The organism is Herbiconiux sp. VKM Ac-2851, assembly GCF_013205105.1.
GTDB lineage: Bacteria > Actinomycetota > Actinomycetes > Actinomycetales > Microbacteriaceae > Herbiconiux > Herbiconiux flava.
Map to the genome: position 1 here is coordinate 303,527 of NZ_JABMLJ010000002.1, position 19,679 is coordinate 323,205.

Sequence of the window (19,679 nt, forward strand, 5' to 3'; positions counted from 1 at the left end):
ACGCCGCTCCCAGTGTCCCACGCACGATCCGACGGATGCCGCGCATCCAGCTCGCGTTTCATGCGTGTGATGCGGCTTGGCGCACGATTCTGCCGTAGGCTCGTCGATCATGGACGCCCTGGACCACCGCATCATCGACCTCCTCAAGATCAACTCCCGCAGCGGCTACGGCGACATCGGGCAGGTCGTCGGCCTCTCGGCCTCGGCGGTGAAGCGGCGCATCGACCGGCTCGTGGCCGACAACGTGATCACCGGCTTCACCATCCAGCTCAACCCCGCGCTCGACGGCACGGTCACCGAGGCCTACGTCGAGCTGTTCTGCCGGGGCACGGTGGCGCCGGCCGAACTCAAGCGCATCCTCTCGGGGGTGCCCGAGGTGGTCGACGCCGGCACGGTCACGGGCAGCGCCGACGCGATCGTGCACATCCGCTCGCGCGACATCCCCAGCCTCGAGGACGCCCTCGAGCGCGTGCGCATTGCTCCGAACGTCGACCACACGCGCAGCGCCATCGTGCTGTCGAACCTGATCAGGCGGTGAGCGGATGCCCGCTGCGACGCCGTCCGACTTCTCGCTGCCCATCGACCACCGTGCGGCGACTCCTCCGTTCGAGCAGCTCCGGACGGGCATCCGGGACGCCATCGTCTCGGGGTCCCTCGCCGCGGGGGCGCGGCTGCCGACCGTTCGCACCCTCGCCGCCTCGACGGGGGTCGCGGTGAACACCGTGGCTCGGGCCTACCGCGAGCTCGAGACGGATGCGCTGATCGAGACGCGGGGGCGGCTCGGCTCGTTCGTGGCGGCCACCGGGTCGCCGGTGCACCGGGAGATGCAGGCGGCGGCGCGGGCCTACGCCGACCGCGCGACGGCTCTCGGCGTCGCGCCGGAGGAGGCGGCGGCGCTCGTGGCAGCCGCCCTCGGCATCACCCCCTGACCACGCTCGCGACCGCCTCGCTGCGCGACCCTCGGGTGCGGATCTCGTCGCTCCAGGCGAGGGCGATGCCGAGCCGGCCCGAGAGGAGCTGCTGATAGTCCTCCAGACGGGTGCGGTCGGCGTGCACCGCCTCGGGCGAGGCCGCCGTGTCGAGGCAGTAGGCCGCGAGCGCCCCAGCCGCCTCGCCGATCGACCACTCCACCGGGTGCAGCCGGTACGCCCCGTTCGTGATGTGGGTCGTTCCGATGTTCTTGTTCGCCGCGAGCAGGTTCGTGACATCCCTCGGAATGAGTGCTCCGAGCGGAATCTGGAAGGGGTAGCAGTCGATGTCGACGTAGCTGCGGCCCGAGGTCGAGGGGTGCAGGTCGATGCGGTAGAAGCCGATACCGACGCTGTCGGGGAACAGGGCCGAGCCGGCGCCCTCGCCGCGCATCTCCCGGCCGATGTGCTCCTCGGTCACGGTGAAGAGCGCCCGGATGCGGCGGGACTCCCGAATATAGGCCTCCTTCGCGAGGCCGTCCGGGGTGCCGAGCACATCGCCGCGCGGGCGCAGTTCGGGGTAGCCGGTGCCGCCGTCGCTGCGCGGAGCCTCGGTCTGCAGCCAGTAGATGAACGAGGTCGTCAGCTCGCGGGCGCCGGCGAGCGCGGCGGCCTTCGCGGCGGCGTCGACATCGACCAGCGGGGCGTCCCAGTAGTCGATCTGGGGCCAGTTCACCAGGGTGACGTCGGTGCCGCCCCACTCCGGAGTCATCGCGCGGCGGGACAGGATGCGGCGGTAATGCCAGAGGTCGAGGTCGTCGTTGCCGACGGCGTCCTCGGGCGAGCCGAAGAAGATCGGCCGCTCGCGTCGCTCGAGGGTGATGGGTTCGACGTCGACCCAGGAGAGCTGGGGTCCCGGCCAGAACGAGGGCACCGCCGTGCGCCAGTGCTCGTAGTTCTGCGGGCGGTCGATCACGTGCGACTCACCCGGCCGCAGCTCGAGCGCCGCGCACCAGGTGATGGCCTGCTGATCGAGCGGGTCGGCGACCAACGGGGCATGCAGCTCGCCGGTGTCGTAGCTCGCCTCGGCCCCGATGACGTGGTCCAGACCGCCGAGATCGAGCAGGTCGCCGAGCTCGGTCGCATCGGCGACGAAACGGCCGCGCAGCACCACCTCGTCACCGCTCCGACGGTCGACGAGCCGCACCGATTCGATGCGGTCGCCGTCCCGCAGCACGGCGGTCGGCTCGTGCTCGGTGAGCACCGTGAGCAGCCCCGACGCCTGCAGGGGCGAGATCATCTCGAGGATCGCGAGGTGGCCGACCCGCGGCTCGTGGCACAGCCGCGACACGAAGCCGTCGCCGGGATTGAGGTTGACCGTGGCGCGCATCGCATCGGCGAGCGGGTACTCGCGCCTGTAGTGGTCCCGGATGCGCTCCCGCATCTCGGAGTAGCTGGGCGAGATGGGCTGCCGGTCGATCCATTCGTGCTCGTCGGGCGGCACACCCTGGCTGGTGAGCTGGCCGCCGAGCCAGTCACTGGATTCGGTGAGGATCACGCGCACCCCCAGACGAGCGGCCGTGATCGCGGCGGCGAGCCCGCCGAGACCGCCTCCGATCACGACGAACGGTGCTTCGAGATGACGAATGGGCATGAGAGTCCTTTCTGCCGGGCGATCGCCCGTGGGAGGAGAGGGTGGGGCTTGGGCGATCAGCCCTTGACGCTGCCGTCGGCCAGGCCCGAGATGAAGCTGCGCTGATTGAAGAGGAAGACCACGAGCACGGGGATGGTCGCGATGACGGTGCCCGCCATCAGCGGGCCGTACTGCACGTTGCCGCTGCCGAGGAATCGCGCGAGGGCGAGCTGCACCGTCTGCATCTCCTCGGAGCTGGTCACGACGAGTGGCCAGAGGAAGTCGTCCCACACCCCGGTGAACGAGAAGATGGCGACGACGGCGACCAGCGGCTTGGCCAGCGGCAGGTAGACCCGGGTGAAGATGCGCAGCTCGCCGGCCCCGTCCATCCGCGCCGCCTCGCCGAGCTCGAGCGGGGCGGAGAGGAAGAACTGCCGGGCCAGGAAGATGTTCATCGGCATCACCACGTAGGGCAGGATGACGCCCGCGAGGGTGTTGAGCAGACCGCTGCCGCCCTGCCCCAGGATGTCGTTCCCGCCGGCCAGCGGGATGCCGCGGGCCATCAGGAACAGCGGGATCAGCGTGACCGAGATCGGGATCGCGGCCGTCGAGATCAGTGTGTAGAACAGCGCCTTGTTCCCGGGGAACGGGAGCATCGCGAAGGCGTAGCCGGCGAGCACGGCGAGGATGCAGTTGCTCGCGACGGTCACCCCACCGACGACGGCCGAGTTGAACAGGGCCCGCGCGAGGTCGGCGTCGACGAACGCCGTGGCGTAGTTCTCGAGGGTCGGATGCGCGGGGATCAGCGACACCGATCCGAACGCCTCCTCGGCCGGCGTGAACGAGAGCGAGATCACCCAGACGAACGGCGTCAGCACCGCGAGCGTCACGAGCACCAGGACGACGATCGAGCCGATCCTGCCCTCGCCTGGCGCCCCGCGCATCCGTCGCCCGCCGTGGCGGAAGGTGCGCAGGGCGCTGGCCCGGCGGGTGTCGGTGGAGGCGCTCATTTCTGCCTTCCCGAGACGCCGCGCACAGCCAGCACCGAGAATCCGACGATCAGGGCGAAGAGCACGAACGCCATCGCCGAGGCCGAGCCGAGCTGGTTGTACTGGAACGCCTCGTTGTAGATGAGGTAGTTGACCGTGGTCGTGCTGCCGAGCGGGCCGCCACCGGTGAGCACGTAGATCTCGGCGAAGCCCTGGGCGAGGTAGATGATGTCCATCGCCACGACGTAGACGAGCATCGGGCGAAGGCCGGGCAGGGTGACGTAGCGGAAGGCGTTCCACCGTCCGGCGCCGTCGACGCGGGCGGCCTCGTAGAGCTCCTTCGGGATGGACTGCAGGCCCGCGAGCAGCAGCACCATGTTGCTGCCGAGCGCCTTCCACACCCGCATCGCCGACACGGCGTTCAGCGCGGAGTCGGAGTCGAGCAGCCACGACTGGGCCGGCAGGCCGATGCCGGTCAGGATCTCGTTGAACAGGCCCGTCTGCGAGTACATCCAGAGCCAGACCATGCTGACCGCGGTGAGCGAGACGATGTGGGGCACGTAGAGCGCCGAGCGGAAGATGCCGACGCCCTTGAACGGCCGGTTCACCAGCAGCGCGAGCACCAGGGCGATGACCACCGTGACGGGCAGCACCTGGAGCACGTAGCGCCCGGTGACCAGCAGCGCGTTGCCGAACTCGGCGTCACCGAGGAGGTCGGTGTAGTTGTCGACCCCGGTGAACTCCGGGCCGGAGCGGCTGAGGGGGCTGTAGGTGGTGAACGAGAGCACGAGCCCGTAGATCACGGGCACGAGCTGGAAGATCACCACGTAGACGGCGGCCGGCAGCACGAACAGCAGGCCGACGAGGGCCAGGCGGTTCCAGCGGCGCCGGCGCCTTGGCCGGGGTTCGGGCGGGGCGGCCCCCGCCGGCGCGAGTTCCGTCGCGCCGGCGGGGATGATGGTCGTGGTCATCGCTGCTCCGCCGCCTAGCCGTTCGCCGAGAGGATCTTGTCGGCCTCGGCCGCGGCCCGGTCGAGCGCGTCCTGCGCCGGCGAGGCCTCGTTCAGGGCCTGCTCGAGCTCCTTGTCGAGCGAGTCGCGCACCTGGGTCCAGCCGACCACGTTCGGGTTCGCGACCAGGTGCTCGGTCTGGCTGAGGAACATCGAGATCACGGGGCTGCCGGTGGCGTAGTCGCTGTCGACGGCCGAGGCGCGCACGGGGATGGACCCGGTGCCCTCGGTGTACTCGGTGCTGACCTCGGGCGAGAGCATGTAGTCGATGAACTGCCAGGCCAGGTCGGGGTTCTCGGTGTCGGAGTTGATCATCAGGCCCGGGCCTGCCCCGCCGAAGGCTGCGGGGTCGCCGCCCTCGAAGCTCAGCGCCGGCATCACCCGGAGGTCCTTGTCGGGTGCCGCCGCGAGGATCTGCGTCATGCCCGGCGCGCTCTGCACGGTCATCGCGGCGGTGCCCTGTACGAGCGGCTGCTGCGCCGCCGGGGCGTTGAGATAGTCCTCGCCGAGGTTCGCCGAGACGGCGTCGTCACCGGCGTAGAGGGCGGTGAACCAGTCGAGTGCCGAGACGCCCTCGTTCGAGGCGAAGGCGGCCTTCGTGCCGGCGTCGTCGAGCAGCGCTCCTCCCTCGCCGGCCAGCAGTGTCGTGAACGACTGCTGACGCGCGAGGGCCTGGCTCGGCATGAGGAAGCCGGAGCGCGTGATGGTGCCGGAGGCATCGCGCTCGGTGAGCTTCTCGGCCGCGCTGCGCAGCTCCTCCCAGGTGGTGGGCGGAGCATCCGGATCGAGCCCCGCCGCGGTGAAGGCGTCGGCGTCGTACATCACGAGGTAGCCCTGCAGCGAGAGCGGCATCAGGTACTGCGCGCCGTCGACGGTGCCGCCCGCCAGCGCCGTCGCGAGGTCGTCGCGGTCGGCGGCGTCGAGCTCGGCCACGTAGTCGTCGAGGTTCAGGATGCGGTCGTTGGCCACGAAGTCCGCCGCCGCCGCCGGGCCGTGCCCGAAGAGGTCGGGCGCCGTGCCTCCGGCGAAGGCCGAGTTGAGCTTCGTCGAGATGTCGGCCCAGTCGACGAAGGTCACCTCGACCTCGGTGCCGGTCTCCTCTTCGAAGGCGGGCACGATGGTGTCGGTGACGAGGTCGATCTCCGTCTGGTTGGTGCCGGGCATCCAGACCGAGAGCGTCTTCTCGGTGTGGCCGCCGGCATCGCCGGATCCGCTGGCCGAGCAGGCGGTGAGGCTGAGGGCGGTGAGGGCCACGGTGGCGAGGCCGAGGGCCCTGAGGTGCGGGCGAGAGGGGCGAGTAACGTCCATGTTGACTCCTTATTCGTATTAGCTGGGTGGTCTGGTGGGGTTGTCCGGTGGGTGGGTGCGGCGCGCGGTGCAGCTCAGGCGGGGATGCCCACGGGGGCCGCGACCGTCTCGGCACCCGGGGGGTCGCAGGCGATGGGCGCGAGCAGGGCGGGATCGAGGGCGTCGTCGATGACGCTCAGCAGCAGTCGCACCGCTCGGCGGCCCATCTCGCGGCGGGGCACCTGCACGGTGCTGAAGACCTCGTCGCCGCGCGGGTCGGAGTCGAGGCTGATCACCGAGAGCCGTTCGGGCACCGGGACTCCGGTCTGCCGGAGCACGCGGTTCAGCCCCCCTGCGAGATCGTGGGTCTCGACGACGACAGCGGTGACTCCTCCAGCGAGCAGCTCGGCGAGGAACTCCTCGGTCATCTGCCCGACCTCGCGCTCCCGCACCTCGACGGCGTCGAGCCCGAGCTCGTCGGCGAACCGGCGGAAGCCCTGCAGGCGTTCGGTCTGCGCGATGCCGCGCACCGGGGTCGCGAGGTAGCAGATCATGCGGTGACCCGCATCCGCCAGCAGCTGCGCGACCGGGCGCATCGCCTCGGCGTAGGCGGCCGTGACGGCAGGGATCTCGATGCCCGGCACGTCGCGGTGACCGATGAAGACGAAGGGGAAGCCCTCGTCGACGAGACGGGTGAGCTCGTCGTCGTTGGTCTCGAAACCGAGCATGATCGCGCCGTCGGCGAGCCGCAGCCGGTTGCTGCCGTTGCCGTAGATGGTGCGTGTGCCGTCGGGGCGCTGGGTCGAGGCGAAGAGCACCAGGTCGAGGCCCTCGGCGACCGCCTGCTCCTCGATGCCGTTGAGGAACTCGTGGTAGTAGTCGTCGGGCGAGACCGGGAAGACGCGCTCGAAGGTGTGCACGCCGATCAGCCCGTTGCGGCCACCCCGCAGCGACTGGGCGGCGATGTTCGGCACGTAGCCCAGCTCGGCCATCGATTCACGGATGCGCTGCTGAGTCGATTCGGGGATGCGGTTCGAATCGGCGCGACCGTTCAGCACCATCGACACCGTGGCCTGCGAGACCCCGGCGAGCAGGGCGATGTCGCTCTGGCGGGGCGTTCTGCTGCGGGGCACGCGGTGTCTCCTTCGACTGGTTGCAGCGAACCTATTCGCTCATACGTATAACTGTCAAGGGGCGGCGCGCTTGTAGTTATACGAATTAGCGGTTAGGAAGGGCGCACACCCATTCAAGGAGGAACGCGTGAGGACAATGAAGTTCATCGCCACGATGGCCACGGCAGTGGCGCTCGTGGCCGGGTCCCTGGTGGCCGCCGCACCGGCCGCTCCGGCGGCCGCCGCCGACACCACCTACTACATCGACTCCGTCACGGGGAGTGACGCGAACGCCGGAACCAGCACCTCGGCGCCGTGGAAGTCGCTGGCGATGGCGAGTGCGCTGACCGCGACGGCCGGCACGCGCATCCTGCTCAAAGCGGGATCGACGTGGAACGGCCAGTACCTCGACCTGAAGGGTTCGGGTACGGCCGCAGAGCCGGCCACGGTGGGCCGCTACGGCGGCACCACCCGCCCGGTGATCGACTTCGACGACACGGCCGTGGGCGGCGAGGGATTCGGCGTGCGCATCACCAACGGCTCGTACTGGCACGTCGAGGACCTCGAGATCACGAGCGGCCAGTTCGCCACCTCGAAGCGGCGGAACGGCATCCTCGTGCTCGGAACGGGGGCCGGGGGCGGCGCGTTCCGGCACATCCACATCGTGAACAACTACGTGCACGACGTGTTCGGCAACGACCGTCGCACCGGGGGCATCAACGTGCACGCCCGGCAGGTGACCTCGACCTCTCCGGAGAGCACCTGGGACGACGTGCTGATTCAGGGCAACACGGTGACGAACGTGGCCGACACGGGCATCCAGACCATGACCGACGCGCTGCTCGCGAACTCGAACTGGACGCACGAGTACGACGCCTTCCAGCACGTCGTGATGCGGCGCAACACGGTCTCCCAGATCCACCGCGACGGCATCCTCGTGCGCGCGGCGACCGCGCCGCTGGTGGAGTACAACACCACCGACCGCATCGGCAAGTACACCACCGCCGACCCGGCCGTGGTCGGCTACCTGCCGCAGGTGGCGGTCGTGGCCGCGCAGTGGGCGTACTACGCCGACCGCGCCGTCTTCCAGTACAACCAGGCGTCGCGCACCCGTCGCATCGACGGCGACGGCCAGCCCTGGGACTTCGACATCGGCGTCACGAACAGCGTCTACCAGTACAACTACAGCTTCGCCAACGAGGGTGGCGTGCTGCTGACGATGAACGGCACCTCGGGCAACATCTTCCGGTACAACATCTCGCAGAACGACCTCGACCGCTCGGTGGGCGCCTTCCACATCGTGTCCGGAGCGGGGAGTCTGGCCGTCTACAACAACGTCTTCTTCCGCGACCAGGGGCAGACGAATCCGTTGACCAATCCGAACCCCACCTCGACGGCCGCCTACACGAACAACATCTTCCTCAATCGTGCGTCGGGCAGCTACAGCACGGGGGGCGGCATCAGCTACACGGCCAACACCTACGTGGGCGCGAACGCCTCCGTGGCACCCGACGCGCAGCGTCTGACCGCCGACCCGCTGTTCACGGCTCCCGGTGGGGCGACCGGCATCGCGGATGCCGCGGCCGCCTACACCCAGGGAAGCGGGTCGGCGTCACGCGACTCCGGGGTGACGGTCGCGAACAACGGCGGGCTCGACTTCGCCGGCCGGCAGCTCTATTCGGGGGCGCCCGACCGCGGGGCCGTCGAGGGTGCTGCGGTCTCAGTGCTCTCCGGAGAGACGTTCGAGTCGGCCTCGCTCGGCGGCTGGACGGGGATCAGCGGCAGCTGGGCGGCGGGCGGCACCCCGGGAGCGCTCCGCCAGAGCGCGACAGCCGGCGAGGCCATCGCGAGTACCGGCAACCCGGCGTGGACCGACTACACCGTGTCGGCGCGCGTGACCCCGCTGACGGCAGGCGGCAACGCCGGCGTGCTCGTGCGCTACACCGACACGTCGAACTTCGCGATGCTGCGCGTGGACGTGGCCGCCTCGACACTGGACCTCTACACGAAGGTCGCCGGGGTGCTGACACTCGTCGCCTCGCAGCCCTTCGCCAGCCGTCCCGGCGAATTCGTCAGCCTCCGGGCCGACGTCCGCGGCAGCACGATCACGGGCTGGGCCGACGGGTCACCGCTGATCACGTGGACCAACCCGGGCACCTCCCTCGCCTCCGGCAAGGTCGGTGTGCGCACGGCGGCCTCGTCCGGCGCCTTCGACGAGGTCGTCGTGCGGGGGTAGGCGCAGCTGCGAGCCCCGCCCCTGCCCCCCTCCCGCAAAGCCGCGCGGCGCGGCGGGGGGGGCGGGCTCTGGCTTGCCGAAGGGCGGCTGGCGGCACGGCTGCCCGGCGCCCCGGCTGCCCGGGTGGCCGGGTGGCCGGTGCCCCGGTGGCCGGCGTGCAGCCGGCGGGCCGCGGGCTAGAGGATGCCGTCGAGGAGCGGGGTGGGGTTGCCGAAGCGGTGGGCCGTCGCCGAGACCGCCTGCTCTCGGAGGAACGGCAGCAGCTCCAGGCGGCCGGCGCGGGTGACCTCGCCCGCGTGCACCGCGAGCTCGGGCGAGCCGTCGAGGGCCACGGCGAGCGCCCCGGCGTCACCGCCGATCAGACGGATGCGCGGCACCTCCCCCACGAACTGCGGCGCCCGCTTCAGCCACGCGGCGTCCTTCTCGATGACGACCTTCACGCCCCGCTCCTTCAGCAGCACCCGGAGCGGCCTCGGCAGCTTGCTCGCCGAACTGACCGACACCTTCGACCCGGCGAGCGTCGCGGCGGCGAGCACCCGCACGAGCTCGTGCAGCGGCCGGCCCTCCGACAGCCGGATCGCGACGGGCACCGGCAGGTACCGCAGCACGTTGCGCTCGACCACGAGCGCTGAGGGGTCGCTCGGCTGGAAGAACGAGCTTAAGGCGGCCTGGTCGCTCTTGGCCCCGCGGCGGGCGGCGTCGAAGTCCTCCCAGTCGAGCCCGGCGGTGGCCGACTCGAGCAGCTGCACGACCGCCGGAGAGAGCCCGGCGAGGTTCGGCCCCTCACCCGGCTCGCCTGGCTCGGTGCGCCAGGTTCCGAGGTGCACGAGGTAGTTCGGGCCGCCGGCCTTGGCGCCTGCTCCGACCGACGACTTCTTCCAGCCACCGAACGGCTGTCGGCGCACGATCGCGCCGGTGGTGCCGCGGTTGACGTAGAGGTTGCCCGCCTCGACCTTCGCGAGCCACTGCCGCACCTCGTCGGAGTCGAGCGAGTGCAGCCCCGCGGTCAGGCCGTAGGGCACCGCGTTCTGCAGCTCGATCGCCTGCTCGAGGCTCGTGGCGTGCATGATCCCGAGCACCGGCCCGAAGTACTCGGTGAGGTGGAAGGCCGTGCCCGGCATGACGCCCTCGCGCACCCCCGGCGACCAGAGGCGCCCGCTGCCGTCGAGCTGCTTCGGCTCGACGAGCCAGCGCTCGCCCGACCCCAGGGTCGTCAGCGCTTCGGCGAGCTTGCCGCTCGCCGGCTCGATCAGCGGCCCCATCCGGCTCTCGGGGTCGGACGGGTAGCCGACCCTGAGCGAGGTCACCGCATCGATCAGCTGACGGCGGAAGCGCTCCGAGCGCGCCACCGAGCCGACCAGGATGACGAGGCTCGCGGCCGAGCACTTCTGCCCCGCGTGTCCGAAGGCACTCGACACCAGGTCGGAGACGGCGAGGTCGAGGTCGGCGCTCGGAGTCACCACGATGGCGTTCTTGCCGCTCGTCTCGGCGAGCAGCGGGAGGGTCGGCCGCCACGAGCGGAACAAGGCGGCGGTGTCGTAGGAGCCGGTCAGGATGAGCCGGTCGACCCGCTCGTCGGACATCAGCTGCCGACCGAGGTCGCCCTCGTCGACGTCGACCAGCGTGAGGAGCTCGCGCGGGATGCCCGACTCCCAGAGCGCCTCGACCATCACCGCCGCCGACCGCCGCGCCTGCGGGGCCGGCTTGATGATGACGGCGCTTCCGGCGGCGAGCGCCGCGAGCACTCCCCCGGCCGGGATGGCGACCGGGAAGTTCCACGGCGGCACCACCACCGTGAGCCGAGACGGCACGAAGACCGCGCCGTCGACGGTGTCGAGCTCGAGGGCCGTGTGCGCGTAGTACCCGGCGAAGTCGATGGCCTCGCTCACCTCGGGGTCGGCCTGATCGATGGTCTTGCCCGTCTCGGCCGCCATCACCTCGATCAGACGGTCGCGGTTCGCCTCGAGGGCGTAGCCGGCCCGACGGATGTACCGGGCGCGCTCGGCGGCACTCCGGGCTCCCCACCGTTCCCCGGCGGCGACCGCGGCGGCGACGATCCCGTCGAGCTGCACCTCGTCGTCGACCCGCGCGGACTCGATCGTCTCGACCCCGAGCGTCGACCCCGCCACCCGCGCGAGGATCCGCGCCCCCCAGGCCCGGTTCGCCGCGAGCGACGTGTCGGTGTCCGGCGTGTTCCGGAACTCCGCCGCCGCCGGCTCCAGATCCCCCGTCAGCCGGTTCTGCGTGCGCCGCGGCCCCACGTCCGCGCCCGCCGCACGGCCCGCCGAACCGACAGCTCCCGATCCCCCGGCACCAGCCGAGCCGTACGATCCGGACTCCGCCCCACCCACCGCACCGATCGACCCGGACCCCGGCCCACCAGCCGGTGAACGTTCGCCCACCGGGCCGTCTGCTGCGACCGTGCCGGACGCACTCGGGCCGCCACCACTCGGCGAGATCTCCGCGGCCGACTCCGACGCGTCCTCGCCGCTCTCGGCGTCGAGATCGATCGCGGCCGTCTCCGCCCGCAGCTCGGCGAGCGACACCTGGCGTGCCTGCTCGGCCTCCAGCTCCGCGAGCGCCACGCGCAAAGCCTCCTTGGCCTCCCGCTCCAGCTCCGACGGCTCCGGCTCGCCGCCCGAAGCGCCCTCATCCGGGCTGGCGTCGGACGGCTGCAAGTCGCTGTCCGCCTCCTCCACATCGGAATCGCCCACCGCTGGCTGTGGCGCATCGCCGTCGTGGGCCGGCGCATCCTCCACCTCGAGCTCGGCCTCGAGGGCAGCGAGCGAAGCCAGGAAGCGGTCGCGCTCCTTGTCGAAGGCCGACGGCGTCGACGCGAGCTCGAACAGCGACGACATGAAGTTCTCGTCGGACGCGTTCTCCTCGAGCCGGCGCACGAGGTACCCGATGGCCACGTCGAACTCCTTCGGTGCGACCACCGGCGTGTAGAGCAGCAGCGAGCCGACGGTCTTGCGCACGGCCTCGGCCTGGCCGGTCGCCATGCCGAGCAGCATCTCGACGTCCACCGCATCCGTCACCCCGCGCCGCTCGGCGAGCAGCCAGGCCCAGGCCAGGTCGAACAGGTTGTGGCCGGCCACGCCGATGCGCACGGCGTCGACGTGCTCGGGGCGGAGGGCCCAGTCGAGCACCCGCTTGTAGTTGGTGTCGGTCTGCCGCTTCGAGTCGTAGGTGGCCTGGGGCCAGCCGTGCAGCACGGCGTCGACGTGCTCCATCGCCAGGTTCGCGCCCTTGACGACACGCACCTTGATGGGCGCCCCACCGCGGCTGCGGCGTTCGGCGGCCCACTCGTGCAGACGCTGGAGGGCGGGCAGCGCATCCGGCAGGTAGGCCTGCAGCACGATGCCGGCCTCGAGGTCGAGGTAGTCGGGCTCGTCGAGGATGCGCTGGAAGACCGCGATCGTCAGATCGAGGTCGCGGTACTCCTCCATGTCGAGGTTGATGAAGGTGCGATCCGGATGCTCGCCCGGCGCCTCGAGCCCCAGGGGGCTCTTCTTGGCGGCGATGCGGTAGAGCGGGATGAGGGTCTGGGCGACGCGCTCGACCGTCTCGTCGAACGCCCACATCGACAGCTGGGCCGCGACCGACGAGACCTTCACCGAGACGTAGTCGACGTCGGGCCGCTGCAGCAGCTTCTTGGTGCCGTTCAGGCGGTTCTCCGCCTCGCGGTCTCCGAGCACGGCCTCGCCGAGGAGGTTGATGTTCAGACGCACGGCCCCGTCGCCGGCCTCGCGGAGCTTCTTCACCGCGGGCCCGAACTTCGAGGGGCGCGAGTCGACGATCAGGTGGCCGACCATCGCGCGCAGCACCCGCCGCGCGACCGGCACCACCGCCTGGGGCAGCACCTCGCCGACCGCGCCGCCGGTGACGACCGCCGCCCGGAGCGCCGGCGGGAGGAAGTGCGGCACCCGCTCGGCCAGCCGCTTCAGGTTCTTGGCGGCCACCGCGAGGTCTTCGGGCCGGGCCACCCCGTCGACGAACCCCACGGTGAACCCGAGCCCGTCGGGATCTTTCAGCACCCCCGCGAGCCGAGCCGCCGCCGGATCGACCGGCGCCCCCGCGCTCTCGTCGACCCACCGCCGGGCCAACGCCACCGCGGCCTCGGCCAGCGGCACCGACGCGTCGACCCCGGCAGAGTCGACCCCGGCAGAGTCGCCCACGGCAGAGTCGCCCCCCGCCGCACCCACAGCACCCGCCGCCTCGGCATTCCCGACGGAGGCGGCGCCAACGCCCGCGCCCGCACTCGCACTCGCACCCGACCCCACCCCGTCGTCCGAAGGCTCGCCCGGAGCGGGCTGGGACGGGTGGGAGTGCAGCTCGGTCATGCTCCGAGGATAGATCGCGGGTGCCGCCGTTAGGCTCAGGGCATGCCAGCTGTGCAGAACTTCGACGTCGTGGTCGTCGGTGGAGGACACAACGGCCTCGTCGCGGCCGCCTACCTGGCCCGAGCCGGCCGAAGCGTGTGCGTGCTCGAGAAGAACGACGTGCTCGGTGGCGCCGCCGTCTCGGCGTATGCCTTCGAGGGCATGGACGCGCGCTTGAGCCGCTACTCCTATCTCGTCAGCCTGCTCCCCCGCACGATCATCGACGAGCTGGGGCTCGACCTCGAGCTGATCCGCCGCCGCTACTCCTCCTACACGCCCGAGCCCGGATCCGACCGCGGTCTCCTCATCGACAACCACGACCCGGCCGCCACCCGGGCATCCTTCAGCGCCCTCGGTGCCGAGCACGACGCCGACGCCTTCAAGGGCCTGACCGCCGACCTCGCTCGCGTGGCCGCAGCCGTCTGGCCGACGATGACCGGCCCGCTGCCCACCGAGTCCGAGGTGCGGCGGATGCTCGGGGACGACGCCCTGTGGACCGAGCTGTTCGAGCATCCGCTCGGCCGCACCCTGCGCGCCCGCTTCGAGAACGACCTGGTGCGGGGCGTCGTGGCGACCGACGGCCTGATCGGCACCTTCGCCTCGCTCGACGACCCGTCGCTGCAGCAGAACATCTGCTTCCTCTACCACGTGATCGGCGGCGGAACCGGCGACTGGGACGTGCCCGTCGGCGGCATGGGCGCGGTGACGGGCGAGCTCGAACGGGTGGCCCGCGAGGCCGGTGTCGAGTTCCGCACGGGCGCCGAGGTGGTGAGCGTGTCGCCGACCGGCGCGGTCGCCTACCGCAGCACGGCCGACGAAGGCGGAGACCACGTCGAGGTGCGCGGCGGATACGTGCTCGCGAACGTGGCCCCCACGGTCCTCGATCACCTGATGGCGGCCGGACCGAACGACGAGCCAGAGCCCACCGCCGAACCCGAGGGCGCCCAGACCAAGGTCAACCTCCTCCTCCGCCGCCTTCCCCACCTCCGCGACACCTCGGTCTCCCCCGAGGCGGCCTTCGGCGGCACCTTCCACATCAACGAACTCGAGTCGCAACTCGAGCAGGCGGTGCGCGACGCCGAGGCCGGACGCATCCCCAGCCCCGTGCCCGCCGAGATCTACTGCCACTCGCTCACCGATCCGAGCATCCTGGCGCCCGAGCTGCAGGATCAGGGCGCGCAGACGCTCACCGTCTTCGCCCTGCACACCCCGCACCGCCTCGGCGCCTCCCGCGACGAGCTGCAGGCCGCCGTGCTCGCCTCGTTGAACAGCGTGCTCGCCGAACCGATCGAACCGCTGCTGCTCACCGACGCCGCCGGCCGCCCCTGCATCGAGACCAAGACGACCGCCGACCTCGAGCGGGCCCTCGGCCTTCCCGGCGGCCACATCTTCCACGGGCCATTGAGCTGGCCGTTCCTACCCGACGACGCTCCGCGCAGCACCGCCGCCGAGCGCTGGGGAGTCGCGACCCGTCACGCGCGCATCCTGCTCTGCGGCGCCGGCACGCGTCGCGGCGGCGGCGTCTCGGGCCTCGGCGGCCACAGCGCAGCCATGGCCGTGCTCGACGACACCGCCTGACCCCGCCTGGCAGCAGCCGCCACCTGCGACGAAGAGCCCCACAACCCGCGACCACCGACCCGAAGCAGATTCCGGATGCCCGCCCCCTTCGACCGCCCCACCACCCATCACCTCCCCGCCCTCCGCCACCTCACGGTCGCCGGCGTCGCCCGCGTCACCCCCGTCTTCGCCCGCGTCACCCTCACCGGCGCCGACCTGGACGGCTTCCCCGCCACCGGTCCCGACGACCACGTGAAGGTCTTCTTCCCCGACTCGGCGACCGGCGAGATCACGGTTCCGACCCCGCGTCTCCCCGGCACCGACCCCGATGCCGGAGCCCCCCGCGCCCCCGTCCTCGCCCGCGACTACACCCCGCGCGCCTTCCGCCCCGCCACCGAGGCCCGCCCGGCCACCACCGACCACCCCGCCACGGAGGCCCGCCCCGCCGAACTCGACCTCGACATCCTCCTCCACGGCACCGGCGTCGCCTCCACCTGGGCCGCCTCCGCCCGCCCGGGCGACCGCCTCGTGGTCGGAGGCCCCCGCGTCTCGAAGGCCCTCCTCGCCGACGCGACCGCGGTGCTCCTCCTCGGCGACGAGTCAGCCCTCCCCGCCATCGCCCGCTGGCTCGAGCAGCTGCCCGCCGGAACGCCGATCTCCGTGCTGCTCGAGGTCGCCGACGCCCGCGCCCGCAGCTACTTCCCCGACGAGCTCCGGATGCGCGCCGACATCCTCTGGCTCCTCCGCGAGCACGGCGCCGGCCAGCTCCTCGCGGCGCTCCGCGGCCTCGGCCCCCTCGACGAGCACGCCTTCGTCTTCGGCGCGGGCGAGGCCGCCGCCCTCGTCCCCCTCCGCCAGCACCTCCGCAAAGACCTCGGCCTCCCCGCCACCCGCGTAGCCCTGAACGGCTACTGGAAGGCCACCGCCTGACTCAGAAGCGGTCCTTCTCGTCGGCCTCGAGCACGATGTCGCGTGCCCAGCGGATCAGGTCAGCTGCCTCGCTCGCGCTGATCGCGTCGGCGCCGTACTGCACCGGCGTCTTCTGCGTGAGAAGGCGCTTCAGGCTGTTCGCCGCCTTGGTCGAGGGGTGCGTGGCCTTTCTGATGAGACCGATGGCCTGGGAATGGTCGTCACCGGAACTGCGCTCGCCCAGCACGAGGCCGCAGATCGCATCGGCTGCGGCGATACCGGCCATGATCGCGTTGGACCCCGCGACCTTGTTCTCCGCTGCACCGCCCGAGTCGAGGAGTTCAGCGGCCGAGAGGTAGAGATGCGCTTCCTTCAGCCGGGCTCGAGCCCCGGCCCTGTCCAGACTCACGGTGGTGGTTCTAGGCATGCGAGCGCGCTTCTACCCGGAGTTGACGGAGGAGCTGCTCGAAATCCGGGCCGATCACGGTCACCGCATCCTGACGGATCGACACGATGACAGGGTCGGCCGCATCGACCGACTCCCGGACGACCGTTCGCGTCGCGTTGTAGAGGTGTCCCTCGTTGCCCGTCCAGGCCAAGATCTTCTCCCCGAGATCGAAGGCGAAGTCCACGATCGTGTCGTGCGAGGTGTCGTCCGGATGCACGATGAGGATGTCGATGTCCGATTCCGGGCCCGCTGATCGTCTGGCGAACGATCCGTAGAGGTAGGCCGCGAGCCCGTCGCGCTTCGCCAGTTCGCTGCGAAGACGGTCGAGGAACATCCGCCGGGCATCGACGGCCGCCTCGATCGCGGGCCAGAGGACGTGCCGGCGATTCCCCTTCCAGAAGGTGGAGTTCCCATGGGTCGTCGAGTGGACGAGCCCCGTCTCGGACAGACGCACTAGAGCCTTGCGAACGCCGAACTGCGAGGCTGACCCGACGAGTCGGTGAACCTCCGGCGCACTGAATTCGGCATCCGCTCCGGCCAGCACACGAAGAACCTCGGCCTCCACCGGTGAGGCGATCGTGCGAAGCGGGGACTCGAGATCCATGACGCCAGTATGCAACTGAAGTTGCTCAGGAGCAACCCTGGTTGCTCAACGACAACTCGGGTTGCACTCAGCTCCAGTCGCTGCGCGCGGGCACCTTCGTCGAGGGCAGCTGGGTGCCGGCCGCCCAGCCCGCGATCCACGAGGGCATACGCCCGTCCGAAGGCGCCGCGCCGACCCCGGGCAGCTCCATCACCTCGGGCACCGTCACGATGCCGCCGGATCGCTTCAGCAACCGCGCCCGGATGAACGCCCGCGCATACACCTCGCCCTTCACCACGAACCGCTGCTCCACGTAGAGCGAGCGCTCGTCGAACCCGAGCATCCGCGTCTCGATCTCGAACCGCTGCCCCAGCTCGAGCGAGCGCCGGAAGCTCATCGTCTCGGCCACCACGACCGGGTACCACCCGCGCCGCTGCAGCTCGGGCCACAGCCCGCTCCGGGTGAGCAGGTCGAGGCGGGCGATGTCGAGCAGCGAGAAGTAGACGCCGTTGTTCATGTGACGCAGCACGTCGAGGTCGGTCGGCAGCACCCGGAACGGCCGGCTCCCGACGTCCCAGATGCCGAGCGGGGAACGGAAGCGCGCGCTGAGCATGCCGAGGAGCGTCCGGAAGAAGAAGTGCACCCAGCGATCGTAGACATCGTGCGGCGGTTCGCGCTGACGACTGTGAAGACCTACAAGCACCAGGGGCGCCGAGAGGCCGGCCATCCAGCCCCGACGACTAAAATCAGCGGATGCCCGCGCCGAAGATCATCCTCTACTACGTCTTCGCGCCGGTGCCCGACCCCGACGCCGTGCGGCTGTGGCAGCGCGATCTGGCCGAGTCGCTCGGCCTGCGGGGGCGCATCCTGATCTCGAAAGACGGCATCAACGGAACGCTCGGCGGTGAGCTCGACGCCGTGAAGCGCTACGTGCGGAAGACGCGGGAGTTCGCGCCGTTTGCGGGACTGGACGTGAAGTGGAGCGAAGGCACGGGGCTCGAGGAGGGCCGCGCATCCAGGCACACCGTGTATCGGGCGAGCACCGACTTCCCCCGGCTGAGCGTGAAGGTGCGCGACGAGATCGTGAGCTTTGGCGCCCCCGGGGAGTTGACGGTCGACGCCGGCGGCGTGGTGGGCGGCGGCACGCACCTCGCGCCCGAGGCCCTGCACGAGCTGGTCGAGGCCAAGCGCGCGGCGGGCGAGGAGGTCGTGTTCTTCGACGGGCGCAACGCCTTCGAGGCCGCGATCGGCCGGTTCGAGGGCGCGGTGGTGCCCGAGGTGGCGACCACGCGCGACTTCGTGGCCGAGCTCGACAGCGGCAAGTACGACCATCTGAAGGACAAGCCGGTCGTGACGTACTGCACGGGCGGCATCCGCTGCGAGGTGCTGTCGGCGCTGATGACCGCGCGGGGCTTCGGCGAGGTGTACCAGCTCGACGGCGGCATCGTGCGCTACACCGAGGCCTTCGGCGACCGGGGCCTCTGGAAGGGCGCCCTCTACGTCTTCGACGGCCGGGGCTCACTCAGCTTCGGCCGCGACCCGGCGCCGATCTCCCGCTGCACCGTCTGCCAGGCCCCCACGTCGACCCTGCGCAACTGCGCCGACCCGTCCTGCCGCGAGCAGCTCGTCGCCTGCGCCGAGCACCCTCCGCTGCACTGCGCGGCGCACGCCCCCGCCGCGACGCCCGCCCCCGCCTCTGCGCCCACCCCCACCTCGACGCCGGCCCCCGCCTGATCGGCCGGGGGCCCGCCGCGCAGGCTAGCGTGGAGCCATGCGGCGTCTCGTCACCACGGTCCTCGTCCCGCTGCTCGCCGTCGCGGTGATGGCGGCCGGGCTCGTGGCAATCGTCGTCTCGACACCGCAGTCCGCGTCGTTCGGCTGGTTCGCGTACGCGCCCCTGTCGGCGACGGTGTTCAGCCCGACCGGCGCGATGGTCATCGGCTGGGGCTCGATCGCGGGAGCGGCGGCCGTCGCCCTAGGGCTGGCCGCGCTGGCGTTCTGGGCGGGCTTCACCCTGGCCACGGCGCGCACCCGCCGACCGCCCCGAGGCCCGAACGCCTGAGCGGGCCCGACCGACCCTCGGGCTGGGCCTAGACGGCCGCCGGGGCGAGGGGCTCGGCGACGGTCTCGCTCAGTCTCTCGAGGAACTGCGTGATGATCGCCGCGTTCTCCGCGGGAAGGGTGTCGAAGAGCCGGTCGCTCGCCGTGCTGGTCGCGTGGGCGGCCGCCGACAGGGCGATGCCCGCTTCGGTCGGCCGGAGCAGCAGGGCACGGCGGTCGGTCGTGCTGGCGGCACGGCGCAGCAGTCCGCGCTTCTCGAGCCGATCCAGCATGACCGTGATCGAGGCAGCCGTGATCTCCAGGGCCTTGGCCAGGTGCGCGGGCCCGACGGGCTCGCCGCTCGCCCCGCCGTCGACGACCACGCGGAGCGCCTCCTGGTCGTTCTCGCTGAGGCCGGTCTGCACCTTGACGATCTTGCGCTTCTCCTCCTCGGCGGCTCGCAGCCGCACCAGAGCGTCGAGAACCGCTCGTCCGGCAGTCTCATCGGTGTTCGACATCGCGATCCCTTCCGAGCGGCAGCCGGTGCCGCACTCCCCACTCTGCTCCCTTCGGGCCCGATTACCTA

17 protein-coding genes are annotated in these 19,679 nt (G+C 71.2%); 7 read left to right on the forward strand and 10 right to left on the reverse strand.

Annotated elements, in window-relative coordinates:
- The first annotated feature begins 109 nt into the window (after positions 1–109).
- Both HQQ85_RS08100 and HQQ85_RS08105 read left to right on the forward strand, forming a co-directional pair.
- Positions 110–538, forward strand: coding sequence for an Lrp/AsnC family transcriptional regulator (locus HQQ85_RS08100; protein WP_173182027.1), 429 nt, complete (start codon positions 110–112; stop codon positions 536–538).
- A 4-nt stretch (positions 539–542) separates the two neighbouring features.
- Positions 543–929, forward strand: coding sequence for a GntR family transcriptional regulator (locus tag HQQ85_RS08105; RefSeq protein ID WP_173182028.1), 387 nt, complete (start codon positions 543–545; stop codon positions 927–929).
- Here HQQ85_RS08105 and HQQ85_RS08110 read toward each other — a convergent pair.
- From HQQ85_RS08110 to HQQ85_RS08130, 5 genes are all read right to left on the reverse strand, one after another.
- Positions 919–2,562, reverse strand: coding sequence for an FAD-dependent oxidoreductase (locus HQQ85_RS08110; RefSeq protein ID WP_173182029.1), 1,644 nt, complete (start codon positions 2,560–2,562; stop codon positions 919–921). The two genes, HQQ85_RS08105 and HQQ85_RS08110, sit on opposite strands and share 11 nt — an antisense overlap.
- A 56-nt stretch (positions 2,563–2,618) precedes the next feature.
- Positions 2,619–3,551, reverse strand: a complete 933-nt coding sequence (locus tag HQQ85_RS08115) for a carbohydrate ABC transporter permease (protein WP_173182030.1) — start codon at positions 3,549–3,551, stop codon at positions 2,619–2,621.
- Positions 3,548–4,501, reverse strand: a complete 954-nt coding sequence (locus tag HQQ85_RS08120) for a carbohydrate ABC transporter permease (protein WP_173182031.1) — start codon at positions 4,499–4,501, stop codon at positions 3,548–3,550. Before HQQ85_RS08120 ends, HQQ85_RS08115 begins: the two co-directional genes overlap by 4 nt.
- A gap of 14 nt (positions 4,502–4,515) precedes the next feature.
- Entirely contained in the window at positions 4,516–5,847 is a 1,332-nt protein-coding gene (locus tag HQQ85_RS08125) for an ABC transporter substrate-binding protein (protein WP_173182032.1), read from the reverse strand.
- Positions 5,848–5,921: 74 nt separating this feature from the next.
- Positions 5,922–6,959 (reverse strand): LacI family DNA-binding transcriptional regulator, encoded by a 1,038-nt coding sequence (locus HQQ85_RS08130; RefSeq protein WP_173182033.1) that lies wholly within the window; start codon positions 6,957–6,959, stop codon positions 5,922–5,924.
- Between the two features lie 136 nt (positions 6,960–7,095).
- On the opposite strand from HQQ85_RS08130, the gene HQQ85_RS08135 reads away from it, so the two are divergent.
- Complete coding sequence (locus HQQ85_RS08135) at positions 7,096–9,174, forward strand: family 16 glycoside hydrolase (protein ID WP_371741882.1); 2,079 nt, start codon at positions 7,096–7,098, stop codon at positions 9,172–9,174.
- Between the two features lie 176 nt (positions 9,175–9,350).
- Here HQQ85_RS08135 and HQQ85_RS20990 read toward each other — a convergent pair whose 3' ends face one another.
- The gene (locus HQQ85_RS20990; protein WP_254069296.1) at positions 9,351–13,517 is read right to left on the reverse strand and encodes a proline dehydrogenase family protein; all 4,167 of its coding nucleotides are present in this window, start codon (positions 13,515–13,517) and stop codon (positions 9,351–9,353) included.
- A gap of 42 nt (positions 13,518–13,559) precedes the next feature.
- On the opposite strand from HQQ85_RS20990, the gene HQQ85_RS08145 reads away from it, so the two are divergent.
- Positions 13,560–15,134 (forward strand): NAD(P)/FAD-dependent oxidoreductase, encoded by a 1,575-nt coding sequence (locus HQQ85_RS08145; protein WP_173182035.1) that lies wholly within the window; start codon positions 13,560–13,562, stop codon positions 15,132–15,134.
- 75 nt (positions 15,135–15,209) lie between these two features.
- Positions 15,210–16,043, forward strand: a complete 834-nt coding sequence (locus tag HQQ85_RS08150; protein ID WP_173182036.1) for a siderophore-interacting protein — start codon at positions 15,210–15,212, stop codon at positions 16,041–16,043.
- 1 nt (position 16,044) lies between these two features.
- Here the strand turns inward: HQQ85_RS08150 and HQQ85_RS08155 are convergent, their stop codons facing one another.
- The 3 genes from HQQ85_RS08155 to HQQ85_RS08165 all read right to left on the reverse strand — a co-directional run bounded on the left by HQQ85_RS08155 (position 16,045) and on the right by HQQ85_RS08165 (position 17,696).
- Positions 16,045–16,449: a hypothetical protein gene (locus HQQ85_RS08155; RefSeq protein ID WP_173182037.1), complete on the reverse strand. Its 405-nt coding sequence runs from the start codon at positions 16,447–16,449 to the stop codon at positions 16,045–16,047.
- Positions 16,442–17,035: a nucleotidyltransferase domain-containing protein gene (locus HQQ85_RS21615; protein ID WP_173182038.1), complete on the reverse strand. Its 594-nt coding sequence runs from the start codon at positions 17,033–17,035 to the stop codon at positions 16,442–16,444. The genes HQQ85_RS08155 and HQQ85_RS21615 overlap by 8 nt, the downstream gene beginning before the upstream one ends.
- 106 nt (positions 17,036–17,141) lie before the next feature.
- The gene (locus HQQ85_RS08165; protein ID WP_371741816.1) at positions 17,142–17,696 is read right to left on the reverse strand and encodes an acyl-CoA thioesterase; all 555 of its coding nucleotides are present in this window, start codon (positions 17,694–17,696) and stop codon (positions 17,142–17,144) included.
- A gap of 110 nt (positions 17,697–17,806) precedes the next feature.
- Between HQQ85_RS08165 and HQQ85_RS08170 the strand changes: the two genes are divergently transcribed.
- Positions 17,807–18,787, forward strand: a complete 981-nt coding sequence (locus HQQ85_RS08170; RefSeq protein WP_173182040.1) for a rhodanese-related sulfurtransferase — start codon at positions 17,807–17,809, stop codon at positions 18,785–18,787.
- A gap of 37 nt (positions 18,788–18,824) precedes the next feature.
- On the forward strand, positions 18,825–19,115 hold the full coding sequence (locus HQQ85_RS08175; RefSeq protein WP_173182041.1) for a hypothetical protein: 291 nt from the start codon (positions 18,825–18,827) through the stop codon (positions 19,113–19,115).
- 28 nt (positions 19,116–19,143) lie between these two features.
- Here HQQ85_RS08175 and HQQ85_RS08180 read toward each other — a convergent pair whose 3' ends face one another.
- Positions 19,144–19,611 carry a MarR family winged helix-turn-helix transcriptional regulator gene (locus HQQ85_RS08180; RefSeq protein ID WP_173182042.1) on the reverse strand — a complete coding sequence of 156 codons (468 nt, stop codon included), beginning with the start codon at positions 19,609–19,611 and terminating at the stop codon, positions 19,144–19,146.
- Positions 19,612–19,679 lie beyond the last annotated feature (68 nt).